The organism is Pantoea sp. M_10 (genome assembly GCF_008631515.1).
GTDB classification, from domain to species: Bacteria; Pseudomonadota; Gammaproteobacteria; order Enterobacterales; family Enterobacteriaceae; genus Pantoea; species Pantoea anthophila.
Genome location: NZ_VWUL01000002.1, coordinates 1 through 14,189, shown reverse-complemented (window position 1 = coordinate 14,189; position 14,189 = coordinate 1). Strand labels below are relative to the sequence as shown.

Genomic DNA, 14,189 nt, shown 5'->3' with positions numbered 1-14,189 from the left:
AAACACTATGCAACTAAAACAGATTCAGGCCATTAACTGGAACCGTCTTCAGGATGAGAAAGATCTTGAGGTCTGGAACCGCCTCACCAGCAACTTCTGGCTGCCGGAGAAAGTGCCGCTCTCCAACGACCTGCCTGCCTGGCAGACGCTGGATAAACAGCAGCAGCAGCTGACCATCCGGGTTTTTACCGGTCTGACGCTGCTGGATACCATTCAGAACGTGATCGGTGCGCCGGGACTGATGGGCGATGCCATAACCCCGCATGAAGAGGCGGTGCTGTCGAATATCAGCTTCATGGAGGCGGTGCATGCCCGCTCCTACAGCTCCATCTTCTCAACCCTGTGTAACACGCAGGATGTGGATGCCGCCTATCAGTGGAGCGAAGAGAATGCGCCGCTGCAGAACAAGGCGCGCATCATTCTGGAACACTATCAGGCCGACGATCCGCTGAAGAAAAAAATCGCCAGCGTTTTCCTGGAGTCGTTTTTGTTCTATTCCGGCTTCTGGCTGCCGATGTACTGGTCGAGTCGCGGCAAGCTGACCAACACCGCGGATCTGATCCGCCTGATTATTCGTGATGAGGCGGTGCACGGTTATTACATTGGCTACAAGTTCCAGCAGGCGCTGGCGACGGTGGACGATCAGCGCCGCGAAGCGCTGCAGCAGTTCGCATACGATCTGCTGCTGGCATTGTATGAGAATGAAGTGGCTTATACCGAGGCGCTGTATGGTGAGGTCGGCTGGGTGGAGGAGGTGAAGACTTTTCTGCACTACAACGCCAACAAGGCCCTGATGAACCTCGGCTACGAGGCGCTGTTCCCGGCGGAGCTGACGGCGGTGAATCCGGCCATTCTGTCAGCGCTGTCACCCAACGCAGATGAAAACCACGACTTCTTCTCCGGTTCGGGCTCATCCTATGTGATGGGTAAGGCGGTCGAGACGGAAGATGAGGACTGGAACTTCTGATGGCGGGCAGGTCGTCCTGATCTGAAAGCGTTTCTTCATTCAGACGGCGCCAAAACTCAAAGCGATGGGAGCATACGCCTGTAGCAAAGCATAGCGGGCCAGGGATGGCCCGCGCTGAGCATGCCATGGATGGCATCTTTTGCGTCTTTGCGAAAGGCGTATGCTTCCTGAGCCTGTTCGCATAACGTCACCCGTAAATCCTCTACCGAGGTTTAAACCTCTTGTTATGACTGGTCTGGCCTGCTAATAAACATGCGTGTGAAATAGTTTTTTGAGTTATTATTAACCTCAAATGATTATTAGCGAACGACACAGTTTATGCCTGCGCCCCGTCAGGGTCTGACGCCCGTTTCAGTGCTCCCGCAGTCGGTAGCCACCGGCCTCTGCGTGGGCAGCAACGACGACGTTCAGCCCCTGCTCATACGATTGCTCAGCACTCTTCCCTCTCTGTCAGCCTCGCCGGAGCACCCTGTCACGTCTCAGAGGATGAAATCGGCCTGCCGGGTCGGGTGGGGGCCGCCGGATCGCATGCTGAACCCGAAAAATTCACTGAACTCTGTCCGGAAAGCGGATTGCATCTGGTCACAAATGGTTAGGTTTGTTATGGTTAGCAGCAAACCTATTCACTTCAGTTATTTTTCCTCGCGATATTATTAAATTTGCCCCCTTTTTGATAACGCTCTGGCACTGCGGCTGCCGCCGGGCGGACGGGTTTTTGACCCAGGGCCAGGGAATGGCCTGGAACACCTTTAATGGTGCAGCGTGCGTCGGTCAGCGATCACCTGCCGAAAAGTGACTACGCTTAGCCTGTCACCATAGTTATTATACAAGTTGCAATTAGTGAGGTTTTTTTTAATGGAAAGTTCGTTTACTCCCATTGAGCAGATGCTAAACATCCGTGCCAATCGCCATAAGGATTTTCCGTTACAGGAAATTATCCTGACGCGTCTCTGTATGCATATGCAGGGTAAACTGCTGGACAATCGTAATAAGATGTTGAAAGCACAGGGGATCAACGAAACCCTGTTTATGGCGCTGATCACGCTGGATGCTCAGGAAAATCACAGCATTCAGCCTTCGGAACTCAGCTCAGCCCTTGGCTCGTCACGCACCAATGCTACGCGTATTGCTGATGAGCTGGAAAAACGCGGCTGGATTGAGCGTCGCGAAAGCGATCACGACCGCCGTTGCCTGCACCTGCATCTGACCGACAAAGGCATGGAGTTCCTGCGTCAGCTGCTGCCCCCGCAGCATCAGAGCCTGCAATATCTCTGGTCTTCTCTGTCGGTTGATGAGAAGTCGCAGCTGGAAGGAATCACCCGCAAGCTGCTTAACCGCCTCGACAAAATGGATGAAGATCAGCTGATCGCCTCACTGTCCCGCTGATAGCAATAAGTGCGACACAATCACCTGTCGGAATCGTTATTTTAAGTTCCTTTTTTATCTGGCCAGCGCTCAGTCGCTGGCTTTTTCGACTCGGGCGCCGGCGGACAGGGATCCCTGCCCCTCCCCGACTCAATGGAATACGTGGAGAAAGACATGAGTGCAACGGCAGAAGCACAGAGCCCGCAACCGTCAGCCAGCAACAAAAAGAAGAAGCGCAAAGGTGTGCTCATTGTGCTGGCGCTGATATTTGTGCTGATTGGGATTGCCTGGGGTGTTTACTGGTTCCTGGTACTGCGCCATTTTCAGGAAACGGATGATGCCTACGTTGCCGGTAACCAGGTGCAGGTGATGGCCCAGGTCTCCGGCAGCGTCAATAAAGTCTGGTTTGAAGACACCGACTACGTCAAAAAAGGCGATGTGCTGGTCTCCCTGGATAAGACCGATGCCGAGCAGGCGTTTGAAAAAGCGCAGACGGCCCTCGCCACCAGCGTGCGTCAGACGCATCAGCTGATGATCAACGGTAAGCAGTATGAAGCCAGCATCACCCTGCAGCAGACCGCTCTGGCCCAGGCGCAGGCTGACCTGAAACGCCGGGAGCCTCTGGGTGCCGCTAATCTGATTGGCCGTGAAGAGCTGCAGCATGCCCGCGACGCCGTGGCGACCGCCAAAGCGCAGCTGGACGTCGCCGTTCAGCAATACAATGCCAATCAGGCGATGATCCTCAATACCACGCTGGAAAATCAGCCTGCGGTGCAGCAGAGCGCCGCTGAACTGCGTGACGCCTGGCTGGCCCTGCAGCGAACCGACATCCGCAGCCCGATGGACGGTTATGTCTCCCGTCGCAGCGTTCAGGTGGGTTCACAAATCTCCACCAGCACCCCGCTGCTGGCCGTTGTTCCGGCAACCAATCTGTGGGTCGACGCCAACTTTAAAGAGACACAGCTGGCTGGCGTGCGTATTGGTCAGCCCGCTACCGTGGTGGCGGATATCTATGGTGATGATGTGGTCTATCACGGCAAAGTCGCCGGTCTGGATATGGGCACCGGCAGCGCCTTCTCGCTGCTGCCCGCCCAGAATGCCACCGGTAACTGGATTAAGGTGGTTCAGCGCCTGCCGGTGCGAATCGAACTGAATCAGGACGATATCGCCAGACATCCCCTGCGTATTGGCCTCTCAACGCTGGTGAAGATCGATACCACCAGCAAAGAGGGCATTACGCTGGCGAACAGTGTCCGGCAGCAGGCCGCTTACAGCAGCAACGCCCTGGCGATTGAACTTGCGCCGGTCAATAAACTGATCACCGATATCGTCCGCGCCAACGCCGGATGATGCCGCGGAGGCTGTAATGGCACAAAAACCGCTTGAAGGGATGCCGCTGGTCCTGATGACCGTGGCGCTGTCGCTGGCCACGTTCATGCAGGTGCTGGACTCGACCATCGCCAACGTGGCTATCCCCACCATTGCCGGGAACCTGGGCGCGTCTAACTCGCAGGGAACCTGGGTGATCACCTCGTTTGGCGTAGCCAATGCGATTTCGATCCCCCTGACCGGCTGGCTGGCCAGACGCATCGGTGAAGTGAAGCTGTTTACCTGGGCGACCATTCTGTTTGCTGTCGCCTCCTGGGCGTGCGGCATGTCAGAGAGCCTGGAGATGCTGATCTTCTTCCGTATCCTGCAGGGGATCGTGGCGGGTCCGCTGATCCCGCTGTCGCAAAGTCTGTTGCTCAGTAACTATCCGCCCGCTAAACGCAGTATCGCGCTGTCGCTGTGGGCGATGACGGTGATCGTAGCGCCGATCTGCGGCCCGATTCTGGGCGGCTGGATCAGCGACAACTATCACTGGGGCTGGATCTTCTTCATCAACGTACCGATTGGTGCGGTGGTGGTGATGCTGACGCTGCAGACGCTGCGAGGCCGGGAAACTAAAACCGAAATCCGCCCCATCGATACGGTCGGTCTGGTGCTGCTGGTCGTCGGGATCGGCTGTCTGCAGGTGATGCTCGATCGCGGGAAAGAGCTCGACTGGTTCAGCTCGACGGAGATCATCGTGCTGGGGGTGGTGGCCGTGATTGCGCTCTCCGTGCTGCTGGTGTGGGAGCTGACGGACGATCATCCGATCATCGACCTGTCGCTGTTTAAGTCGCGCAATTTCACCATCGGCTGCCTGTCGATCAGTCTGGCTTACATGCTCTACTTTGGCTCGATTGTGCTGCTGCCGCAGCTGCTGCAGGAGGTCTACGGCTATACCGCGACCTGGGCCGGTCTGGCCTCTGCGCCGGTGGGGATCATCCCCGTGATCCTGTCGCCGATTATCGGTCGCTTCGCCCATAAGCTCGACATGCGACGGCTGGTCACCTTCAGTTTCATTATGTATGCGGTCTGCTTCTACTGGCGCGCCTGGACGTTTGAACCGGGTATGGACTTCGGCGCTTCCGCCTGGCCGCAGTTTATTCAGGGCTTTGCCGTGGCCTGCTTCTTTATGCCGCTGACCACCATCACGCTGTCGGGCCTCCCCCCGGAGCGTCTGGCGGCCGCTTCCAGCCTGTCAAACTTCCTGCGAACCTTTGCCGGGTCAGTGGGTACGTCGATTACCACCACCATGTGGACCAATCGCGAGTCAATGCATCACAGCTATCTGACGGAGTCGATTACCCCGTACAACGTCAATTCGCAGCAGATGTACAGCCAGCTGGAGGGCATGGGGATGACGCAGCAACAGGCGTCGGCCTGGATCGCGCAGCAGATCACTAACCAGGGACTGATTATTTCAGCGAATGAAATTTTCTGGGCGTCGGCGGGGGTGTTTCTGATCCTGCTGGTGCTGATCTGGTTTGCCCGTCCGCCGTTTGGCGCGGGCGGCGGGGGCGGTGGCGCGCATTGATGAGACAAAGCAAAACGGGCCTTTCGGCCCGTTTTTTTATGCGTTCTGACGCCACCATTCGGCGAGCAGCACGCCGGTAGCAACCGAGACATTAAGGCTCTCGACGTTGCCGGTGCCGCCAATCGACACGCTCATATCCCCCTGCTGAAACGCCGTGTCAGAGAGACCTTCGCGCTCCTGACCTAATACCAGCACCATTTTTTCCGGCAGCTCAGCCTGAGCCAGGGGCGTACCCTGATGGCTGGAGGTGGTGACGATGGTGTAACCCGCTTTGCGAAACGCTTCCAGACCTTCACTGAAGGTGGCACCGCTGATCGCCTGCACATGCTCGGCTCCGCCCTCTGCGGTACGCACCGCCGCACCGGACTCCAGCAGAGAGGCGTCGTTGACCAGCAGACCTTTCACGCCAAAGTGCGCGCAGCTGCGCATGATTGCGCCGAGGTTATGCGGGTTGCTGACATCTTCCAGTGCCAGTACACAATCTTTGGCATTCGCCTGACCCAGCCACTCAGAAACCGCCATACCCATGCGCTTTTTGATCAGGAAGCAGACGCCGCCATGATGCTCAGTGCCGGAGGCTTTGGTGATCTCGGCATCTTCAACCACATGATAGGCTTTGCGGTTGGCCGCCAGCCAGCGCAGGGTTTCGCGGAAACGCGGTGTCACTTCCTGCACAAACCAGGCGCGGACAATCGCTTCCGGACGGCTCTGGAACAGGGCCTGACAGGCGTTCTCACCATAGACGCGCGTCTCTTCGTTACGCTGACGACGAATCTGCTCCGGATCGACGAAGCTCTTGCCGCTGATGCCGCCGTGATCCGGCTTGTCGCTTTCTGACGCCGCGGTGCGATCGGCAGAAGGCGCGCGTGACACGGTCCGCCATGGGGAGTCGCTGCTGCCGTAGCTACGATCGTCAGAGCGCTCGTTGCGACGGCCTGAACCCTCACCCGAGCGGCGTGGCGCACCCCGTCCGCCTTCGTCGCGGCGCGCTGAACCGCTGCGGCCGCTGTCGTCGCTGCGACGACCCGCAGAGCGGCCGCCTTCCTGGCTACGTTCTGTGCGGGAACCCGATGAACGACGATTATCATCCTGGCGGGCGGCAGCGTAACCACCTTTGCCTGTACGAGGATTAGATGTGCTCTTTTCATCCTCGCCACGCACGTACATCACCTTAACCTTACCGCTTTTGCCTTTAAATTCGTCGTTCATGTCTTCCTCCTGCATTGAGAGCGCGCAGATTACCTGATGTGCCGGCGCTTAGCTATCAACTATTGAACCTATAGAGCGATCCAGATTGAGGGTAAATCGCTCCCCTTTCATAATGGACAATAATTACCAGACTGACACTTTCCAACTTCAGAGGTTCCTATGAATACGGTATGCGCTTCCTGCCAGGCAACTAATCGCGTTCCCGAAGAGCGCCTTGCCGATGCGGCGAAATGCGGACGCTGTGGAAGCGAACTGTTCGACGGTGAAGTGGTCAACGCCACCGCCGCGACCTTCGACAAATATCTCCAGGACGACCTGCCCGTCGTGATTGATTTCTGGGCGCCGTGGTGCGGTCCGTGCGTCAACTTTGCGCCGGTCTTTAAAGATGTCGCCAGTGAGCGCAGCGGTAAAGTGCGCTTCATTAAAGTGAACACCGAAGCGGAACCGGCGCTGAGCGCCCGCTTCAACATTCGCAGTATCCCGACCATCATGCTGTTTAAAAACGGCGAGCGGGTCGACATGCTGAACGGTGCCATGCCCAAAGCGCCGTTTAACGAATGGCTGGACGAATCCCTTTAATCTTCAATCTTCCCAGGCCAGCCCGGCTGGCCTTTTCCTTTTCGCCTGCGCTTCGATTACACTGACGTTTTTCCTGCCCTGAATACTCATGTCTGATAATGCTGTTTTGCGCTTGCGCACCCAACGTCTCGCCCGCGCGACCCGTCCTTTCCTCGCGCGCGGAAACCGGGTCATTCGCTGCCAGGGCTGCCTGCTGCCTGAGGCCAGCTGTCTCTGCAGCCAGATCGTCCCGCAAGCCGCCCGCAGCCGCTTTTGTCTGGTGATGTTTGATACCGAACCGATGAAGCCGAGCAACACCGGCCGTCTGATTGCCGATATTCTGCCCGACACCCAGGCCTTCGGCTGGTCACGCACCGAGCCCGATCCGCTGCTGCTGGCGGCTGTGCGCAACCCCGATTACCAGCCGCTGGTGGTCTTTCCGGCCAGCTATGCCGATCCGGGCCGGGAGGTGCTGACCTCGCCGCCCACGCAGGGGAAACCGCCGCTGTTTATTATGCTGGATGGCACCTGGACCGAAGCGCGCAAAATGTTCCGCAAAAGCCCCTGGCTCGATGCCCTGCCGGTCATGTCGCTGAATGTCACTACCCCTTCGCGTTACACGCTGCGCGAAGCCCATGGCGCAGGTCAGCACTGTACCGCTGAAGTCGCCGCGGCGCTGCTGGAGCAGGCGGGCGATCGGCTCGCGGCAGACGCATTATCTCACCATTTTGATCGCTTTCGTGCCGCCTACCTGGCGGGCAAACCGCATCACGCCGGGCAGGATTAACCGGCACCGCTTCTCACCGGTTGCCTGAGGCCTGCGCGGCCGGATGCTCAGGCTGCGATCTGCCCGAAAGCACGGCCCGCAAAAAGCGTTTACAATCACGCAAATCCCGAACTCTGGAGGACGCGATGAGTCAACGTGGGCTGGAAGCGCTGTTACGACCTAAATCCATTGCGGTTATTGGTGCCTCGGTGACGCCGGGGCGCGCCGGCTACTTTATGATGCGAAACCTGCTGGCGGGCGGATTCAGCGGACCGGTGCTGCCGGTGACGCCGAAATATAAGGCGGTCAGCGGTGTCCTGGCCTGGCCCACCATCGACAGCCTGCCTTTCGCGCCGGATCTGGCGGTCATCTGCACCCATTCAAAGCGCAACCTTGCGCTGCTGCAACAGCTCGGCGAAAAAGGCTGCAAGGCCTGCATCATCCTTTCGGCCCCCGCCAGCCAGTCTGCTGAACTTAAAGCGTGCGCCAGTCAGTGGCAGATACGCCTGCTGGGACCAAACAGTCTTGGCCTGCTGGCCCCCTGGCAGGGATTAAATGCCAGCTTCTCACCGGTGCCGATAGCCAAAGGCCGACTCGCCTTTATCTCCCAGTCCGCCGCCGTCTCGAATACCATTCTCGACTGGGCGCAGCAGCGTAACCTCGGGTTCTCCTGGTTTATCGCTCTGGGTGACAGCCTGGACACCGATGTCGACGACCTGCTCGACTTCCTGGCGCGCGACGGTAAAACCAGCGCCATTCTGCTCTACCTTGAACACCTCAGTGACGCACGCCGTTTCGTTTCCGCCTCGCGCAGTGCCTCCCGCAACAAGCCGATTCTGGTGATTAAGAGCGGTCGCAGCCGTGAAGCGCAGGCGCTGCTCGGCACCCATAGCGGCCTGGATGCGGCCTGGGATGCCGCCATTCAGCGTGCCGGGTTGCTACGGGTGCAGGATACCCATGAGCTCTTCTCTGCGGTGGAATCGCTGAGTCATATGCGGCCGCTGCGGGGTGACCGGCTGATGATCGTCAGTAATGGTGCCGCCCCTGCTGCGCTGGCGCTGGATGAGCTCTATGCCCGCAACGGCAAACTGGCACAGCTCAGCGAACAGACCCGTCAGCAGCTGGAGGCGCTGTTGCCCACAGGCGCGGGCCGGGGCAATCCGCTCGACTTAAAGGATGATGCAACGCCCGCGCGCTATGCCGCCTGTGTGGAGATCCTGCTCGACAGTCATGACTTTGATGCGCTGATGATTATTCATGCGCCAAGCGCGGTTGCGCCCCCTACCGAAACGGCCAGCCACCTTATCGAAACCCTTGCCCGTCACCCGCGCGGTAAGCGGGTAACCCTGCTGACTAACTGGAGCGGAGAGTTCTCTTCGCAGGCGGCACGACGCGCCTTTACCCAGGCGGGAATCCCCACCTGGCGCACGCCGGAGGGCACCGTCACCGCGTTTATGCATCAGGTTGAATACCGGCGTAACCAGAAGCAGCTGCGCGAAACCCCTGCCCTCCCCGCGACGCTGACGCAGGATAGCGCGCATGTTCACCAGTTACTCTCCCAGGCCCTGGCGCGCGGGATCACGGCGCTGGATACGCACGAAGTGCAGCCGGTTCTTCAGGCATACGGGCTGACCACGCTGCCGACCTGGATTGCCAGCGACAGCGCGTCGGCCGTAACGATTGCCGACCAGATTGGCTATCCGGTGGCGCTCAAGCTGCGTTCACCCGATATCGCGCATAAGTCGGAGGTGCAGGGGGTGATGCTCTACCTGCGCAATGCCAGTGAAGTGGAGCGCGCCGCCGAAGCCATTTTCGATCGGGTCAGGCAGACGCTGCCGCAGGCGCGTATTGAAGGGCTACTGGTTCAGGGCATGGCAAGCCGTGCGGGCGCACAGGAGCTGCGGGTTGTGGTCGAACAGGATGCACTGTTTGGCCCGATCATCATGCTGGGTGAAGGCGGCGTCGAGTGGCAGGCTGACAAACAGGCCGCCGTTGCGCTGCCGCCGCTCAACATGACGCTGGCGCGCTATCTGGTGATTCAGGCGATCAAGAGCGGAAAAATCCGCAGCCGCAGCGCCCTGAATCCGCTGGATATCGCCGGATTAAGTCAGCTGCTGGTGCAGGTCTCAAACCTTGTGGTCGACTGCCCGGAAATCGATCGGCTCGATATCCATCCGCTGCTGGCGGCGGGTAGTGATTTTACCCTGCTGGACGTCACCCTGACGCTGGCCCCCTTCCACGGTGACAATGAAGCACGGCTGGCTATCCGCCCTTATCCGCAGCATCTGGAAGAGCAGGTCGAATTAAAAGATGGGCAGTTCTGCCTGTTCCGTCCCATCCTGCCTGAAGATGAACCCCTGCTGCGCGACTTTATCAGCCAGGTCACGAAAGAGGATCTCTACTATCGCTATTTTAGCGAAATCAATGAGTTTACCCATGAAGACCTCGCCAACATGACGCAAATCGATTATGACCGTGAGATGGCGATTGTGGCCGTGCGTCACCATCAGGGACACCCTGAGATCATCGGCGTCACGCGCGCTATCTCAGATGCCGATAACATCGACGCCGAGTTCTCGGTGCTGGTGCGTTCTGACCTCAAAGGGCTGGGAATGGGGCGCCGCCTGCTGGAAAAGATGATCCGCTATACGCGCCATCACGGCTTGCAACAATTAAACGGTATCACCATGCCCCACAACCGCGGCATGATTACGCTGGCACGAAAACTTAACTTTCATGTTGATATTCAACTGGATGACGGTATTGTCAGCCTGAAATTGCCTTTACAGGAGGGGATCAACTAACCTTGTAGAGAAAGGTAAAAAAGGTTCGGGTCGACGGAGTTAATGTTATTATTTATGGTTATAACCCTGATTTGATGGCAAAAGGCCATGCAATGAACAGAGAAGAAGTGCACTGTGATGTTGTCTAAATTCAAACGTAATAAACACCAACAACACCTCGCACAGTTGCCGAAACTGTCACAATCCGTTGCGGATGTGTCGACACTTTACTCGCCTGCCGAATTTCGTGAGACGCTGCTGGAAAAAATTGCCGCAGCGCAGACCCGCATCTGTATCGTTGCGCTCTATCTGGAAAATGATGATGCCGGGCGCGCCATCATGGATGCGCTCTACCGTGCGAAGCAGGCGCGTCCGGAACTGGATATTTCAATCCTGGTTGACTGGCATCGTGCACAGCGTGGACGCATTGGTGCCGCGCGAGGCGTCACTAACGCTGACTGGTATTGCGAAATGGCGACCCGCCATGCCGACATTGCGATTCCGGTGTATGGCATCCCGGTTAATACCCGCGAAGCGCTGGGTGTGCTCCATCTGAAAGGCTTCATTATTGATGACACGCTGATCTACAGCGGAGCCAGCATTAATGATGTCTATCTGCATCAGCATGATAAATATCGCTATGACCGCTACCAGATCATCCGCAATGCTCAGCTGACCGATACGATGTATGCCTGGATCGATCTCAATCTTAAGCCAGCCGAAGCGGTCAACCGGCTCGACGTGGCAGAACGCCCTTCCAGTCCTGAAATCAAAAATGAAACGCGTCAGTTTCGTCAGGATCTGCGTGGCTTTAACTATCAGTTCGACGGAAATGCGGGTAACGAAGAGCTGGCGGTCACCCCGCTGGTGGGACTGGGTAAGCATAGCCTGCTGAACAAAACGATTTTCCACCTGATGCCCTGTGCAGAGCAGAAACTCATTATCTGCACCCCCTACTTCAACCTGCCTGCGCTGCTGGTTCGCAATATCATTCATCTGCTGCGTCAGGGTAAGCAGGTTGAGATCATTGTGGGGGATAAAACCGCCAATGACTTCTACATCGCCCCCGATCAGCCCTTCAAGATCATTGGTGCGCTGCCTTATCTCTATGAGATTAACCTGCGTCGCTTCCTGAGCCGCCTGCAATACTACGTCAGCAACGAACAGCTGGTCGTACGGTTGTGGAAGGATGGCGAGAACAGCTATCACCTCAAAGGGATGTGGGTGGATGATGAGTGGCAGCTGATCACCGGTAATAATCTCAATCCGCGCGCATGGCGACTCGATCTGGAAAATGCGGTGCTGATCCACGATCCGCATCAGGAGTTAGCAGTCCAGCGTGAGAAGGAGCTGACGTTAATCCGGCAGCACACCACGGTCGTGAACCATTTCCGTGAACTCGAAAGTATTGCGGATTATCCAGCCAAGGTGCGGAAACTGATCCGCCGTCTGCGCCGGATCCGTATCGATCGCCTAATCAGCCGTATTCTTTAAAAGGTTGCCGCTCAGAGGCCGCACTATGTGAATCCTGCGGCCCCGGAGCAGGCAAAGGGATATGAGAGCCGGTCGGATGGCGCAGGCTGGAGCTTCACCCGGGATGCCGCCGGTACAGCCAGCGGCATTGCCCCGTGGAATCCAGGCCGGTAATCGCGTCAGAGCCTGATACCCTTCCCGCGCTTATGCAGTAACAGCGACACCACAAAGGCCACCGCCCCCATCGCGGAGACATACCAGAAGAAGGTTGTCTCAATGCCCTGCTTCTTCATCAGTAAGGCCACATACTCGGCCGACCCACCGAAAATCGCATTGGCGACCGCATAGGAGAGTCCTACCCCCAGTGCACGCACCTGAGGCGGAAACATTTCGGCTTTAAGGATGCCGCTGATGGCGGTGTAGAAGCTGGTGATTAGCAGCGCCAGCATGATCAACATGAAAGCCACGCCGGGGCTCTGCACATTTTGCAGCAGGGTCAGGATCGGGACTGTACAGATGGCCGCGCCCGCGCCAAAAATCATCATTGAAGTACGACGGCCAATTTTATCTGACAGGGCACCAATAATGGGCTGAATCAGCATAAAGACCAGCAGTGCGCCGGTCATCAGGCCGCTGGCGGTCTTAGGATCCATCCCCGAGGTGTTAACCAGATACTTCTGCATATAGGTCGTGAACGTGTAGAAACTCAGAGAGCCGCCAGCGGTGAAACCCAGCACCATCAGGAAGGGACGGGTATGATTACGCAGCAACCCGATTACGCTTCCTGCATCGCGATGTTCACGGCTGGTTTTATCTGAGGTCTCTTCCAGCGATCGGCGCAGCCAGAGCGCAACAACGGCGAGCAGCGCACCAAGGAAGAACGGAATACGCCAGCCCCAGCTCCGCAGTTCTGCATCGGTGAGCAGAAACTGCAACACCACGACGGTGAGCACTGCGGCTAACTGGCCTCCGATCAGCGTGACATACTGGAATGAGGCGTAAAAACCTTTGCGACCTTCCAGCGCAACTTCGCTCATGTAGGTTGCGCTGGTTCCATACTCGCCCCCTACCGACAGCCCCTGAAACATACGCGCCAGCAGCAGAATGACCGGAGCCGCCACACCAATGGTGGCATAACCGGGTAAGCAGGCGATCACCAGTGAGCCAAAACACATCATACAGACTGAAACCAGCATCGAATTTTTTCGGCCATGTTTGTCGCCGATATAGCCGAACAGCCAGCCCCCTATCGGACGCATTAAGAAGCCGGCCGCAAATACGCCCGCTGTCTGGAGCAGCTGGGTCGTGGTATCACCCTGCGGGAAGAAAATGTGGGCAAAATAGAGTGAGAAGAATGAATAGACATAAAAGTCGAACCACTCTACCAGGTTACCCGATGACGCACCGACGATGGCCCAGATACGCTTTTTTGTATCATCCGTCTGCATTTTATTTGTTGTGGGTGTCATGCCTTACCTCTGTTCCTTGCTGATCAACAGCGTTTAAAGTATGAGTAAAGCATTTAAGTCCACGGAAGGTAAAGGCGGCCTAATCTGAGATTATTATTGTGAGCCGCATCGCTAATTATCGAAAAATCAGCGGTTTGCTGGCGATAAAGGCAGGAAAAATGGAAGGTCAGAAAGTGAAGGAATGCAGAGGATCAGCGCCGCATTTCAGTTTAAAACAGAAAAATTCAGACGTAAAAAAGCCCCGCACGTCAGTGCGGGGCTTCTTCACTTATATAATGCCTGGCAGTTCCCTACTCTCGCATGGGGAGGCCCCACACTACCATCGGCGCTACGGCGTTTCACTTCTGAGTTCGGCATGGGGTCAGGTGGGACCACCGCGCTACAGCCGCCAGGCAAATTCTTGGTGCACGGAACGAATCTTTTACGTCATGACCGCGTTGCCATCGCTCAGCCACACCGGTCACATACCTCAGTATGCTCCCGCTGATGTCCTCGCTCTGCGCCTTGTCACGCCGCAAAATCTTTCGTTCCCGCAGATTCTTTAATCCGGTAAACAAAGCTGAAAATCGTGTCTCTCAAAAACGCCTCTGGCGTTGTAAGGTTAAGCCTCACGGGTCATTAGTACCGGTTAGCTCAACGCATCGCTGCGCTTACACACCCGGCCTATCAACGTCGTCGTCTTCAACGTCCCTTCAGG

The 14,189-nt window shown here is 57.2% G+C and carries 10 protein-coding genes and 2 rRNA genes; 8 read left to right on the top strand and 4 right to left on the bottom strand.

The genetic code is table 11. The features are described from left to right. Positions 1–7: 7 nt before the first annotated feature. The 4 genes from nrdF to emrB all read left to right on the top strand — a co-directional run bounded on the left by nrdF (position 8) and on the right by emrB (position 5,234). Positions 8–967, top strand: coding sequence for a class 1b ribonucleoside-diphosphate reductase subunit beta (nrdF, locus tag F3I47_RS06930; RefSeq protein ID WP_111209037.1), 960 nt, complete (start codon positions 8–10; stop codon positions 965–967). 855 nt (positions 968–1,822) lie between these two features. Continuing rightward, a complete protein-coding gene (gene mprA, locus F3I47_RS06920) occupies positions 1,823–2,353 on the top strand; it encodes a transcriptional repressor MprA (protein ID WP_003850381.1) in 531 nt (176 codons plus the stop codon). 153 nt (positions 2,354–2,506) lie between these two features. Further along, positions 2,507–3,682, top strand: a complete 1,176-nt coding sequence (gene emrA / locus F3I47_RS06915) for a multidrug efflux MFS transporter periplasmic adaptor subunit EmrA (protein ID WP_150028976.1) — start codon at positions 2,507–2,509, stop codon at positions 3,680–3,682. A gap of 16 nt (positions 3,683–3,698) precedes the next feature. Next, the gene (emrB, locus tag F3I47_RS06910) at positions 3,699–5,234 is read left to right on the top strand and encodes a multidrug efflux MFS transporter permease subunit EmrB (RefSeq protein WP_009088545.1); all 1,536 of its coding nucleotides are present in this window, start codon (positions 3,699–3,701) and stop codon (positions 5,232–5,234) included. A 36-nt stretch (positions 5,235–5,270) separates the two neighbouring features. Here emrB and F3I47_RS06905 read toward each other — a convergent pair whose 3' ends face one another. Beyond that, the gene (locus tag F3I47_RS06905) at positions 5,271–6,443 is read right to left on the bottom strand and encodes a tRNA/rRNA methyltransferase (protein WP_058957956.1); all 1,173 of its coding nucleotides are present in this window, start codon (positions 6,441–6,443) and stop codon (positions 5,271–5,273) included. Between the two features lie 159 nt (positions 6,444–6,602). On the opposite strand from F3I47_RS06905, the gene trxC reads away from it, so the two are divergent. From trxC to pssA, 4 genes are all read left to right on the top strand, one after another. Continuing rightward, positions 6,603–7,022 (top strand): thioredoxin TrxC, encoded by a 420-nt coding sequence (gene trxC / locus F3I47_RS06900; RefSeq protein WP_009088541.1) that lies wholly within the window; start codon positions 6,603–6,605, stop codon positions 7,020–7,022. A gap of 88 nt (positions 7,023–7,110) precedes the next feature. Next, positions 7,111–7,788: a tRNA-uridine aminocarboxypropyltransferase gene (locus F3I47_RS06895; protein WP_150028977.1), complete on the top strand. Its 678-nt coding sequence runs from the start codon at positions 7,111–7,113 to the stop codon at positions 7,786–7,788. Positions 7,789–7,913: 125 nt separating this feature from the next. After that, positions 7,914–10,571, top strand: a complete 2,658-nt coding sequence (locus F3I47_RS06890; protein WP_150028978.1) for a bifunctional acetate--CoA ligase family protein/GNAT family N-acetyltransferase — start codon at positions 7,914–7,916, stop codon at positions 10,569–10,571. A gap of 117 nt (positions 10,572–10,688) precedes the next feature. After that, on the top strand, positions 10,689–12,044 hold the full coding sequence (pssA, locus tag F3I47_RS06885; protein ID WP_058957954.1) for a CDP-diacylglycerol--serine O-phosphatidyltransferase: 1,356 nt from the start codon (positions 10,689–10,691) through the stop codon (positions 12,042–12,044). A 158-nt stretch (positions 12,045–12,202) separates the two neighbouring features. Here the strand turns inward: pssA and F3I47_RS06880 are convergent, their stop codons facing one another. The 3 genes from F3I47_RS06880 to F3I47_RS06870 all read right to left on the bottom strand — a co-directional run. Further along, positions 12,203–13,492, bottom strand: coding sequence for an MFS family transporter (locus F3I47_RS06880; RefSeq protein WP_150028979.1), 1,290 nt, complete (start codon positions 13,490–13,492; stop codon positions 12,203–12,205). A gap of 277 nt (positions 13,493–13,769) precedes the next feature. Next, positions 13,770–13,885: ribosomal RNA gene (gene rrf, locus F3I47_RS06875) — 5S ribosomal RNA — on the bottom strand. A gap of 204 nt (positions 13,886–14,089) precedes the next feature. Next, a 23S ribosomal RNA gene (locus F3I47_RS06870) occupies positions 14,090–14,189 on the bottom strand; the annotation flags it as partial.

What these genes read in the sequence shown, in the direction of transcription:
- nrdF (WP_111209037.1), top strand. Translation starts at nt 8, where the DNA reads ATGCAACTAAAACAGATTCAGGCCATTAACTGGAACCGTCTTCAGGAT.
- mprA (WP_003850381.1), top strand. Translation starts at nt 1,823, where the DNA reads ATGGAAAGTTCGTTTACTCCCATTGAGCAGATGCTAAACATCCGTGCC.
- emrA (WP_150028976.1), top strand. Translation starts at nt 2,507, where the DNA reads ATGAGTGCAACGGCAGAAGCACAGAGCCCGCAACCGTCAGCCAGCAAC.
- emrB (WP_009088545.1), top strand. Translation starts at nt 3,699, where the DNA reads ATGGCACAAAAACCGCTTGAAGGGATGCCGCTGGTCCTGATGACCGTG.
- F3I47_RS06905 (WP_058957956.1), bottom strand. Translation starts at nt 6,443, where the DNA reads ATGAACGACGAATTTAAAGGCAAAAGCGGTAAGGTTAAGGTGATGTAC.
- trxC (WP_009088541.1), top strand. Translation starts at nt 6,603, where the DNA reads ATGAATACGGTATGCGCTTCCTGCCAGGCAACTAATCGCGTTCCCGAA.
- F3I47_RS06895 (WP_150028977.1), top strand. Translation starts at nt 7,111, where the DNA reads ATGTCTGATAATGCTGTTTTGCGCTTGCGCACCCAACGTCTCGCCCGC.
- F3I47_RS06890 (WP_150028978.1), top strand. Translation starts at nt 7,914, where the DNA reads ATGAGTCAACGTGGGCTGGAAGCGCTGTTACGACCTAAATCCATTGCG.
- pssA (WP_058957954.1), top strand. Translation starts at nt 10,689, where the DNA reads ATGTTGTCTAAATTCAAACGTAATAAACACCAACAACACCTCGCACAG.
- F3I47_RS06880 (WP_150028979.1), bottom strand. Translation starts at nt 13,492, where the DNA reads ATGACACCCACAACAAATAAAATGCAGACGGATGATACAAAAAAGCGT.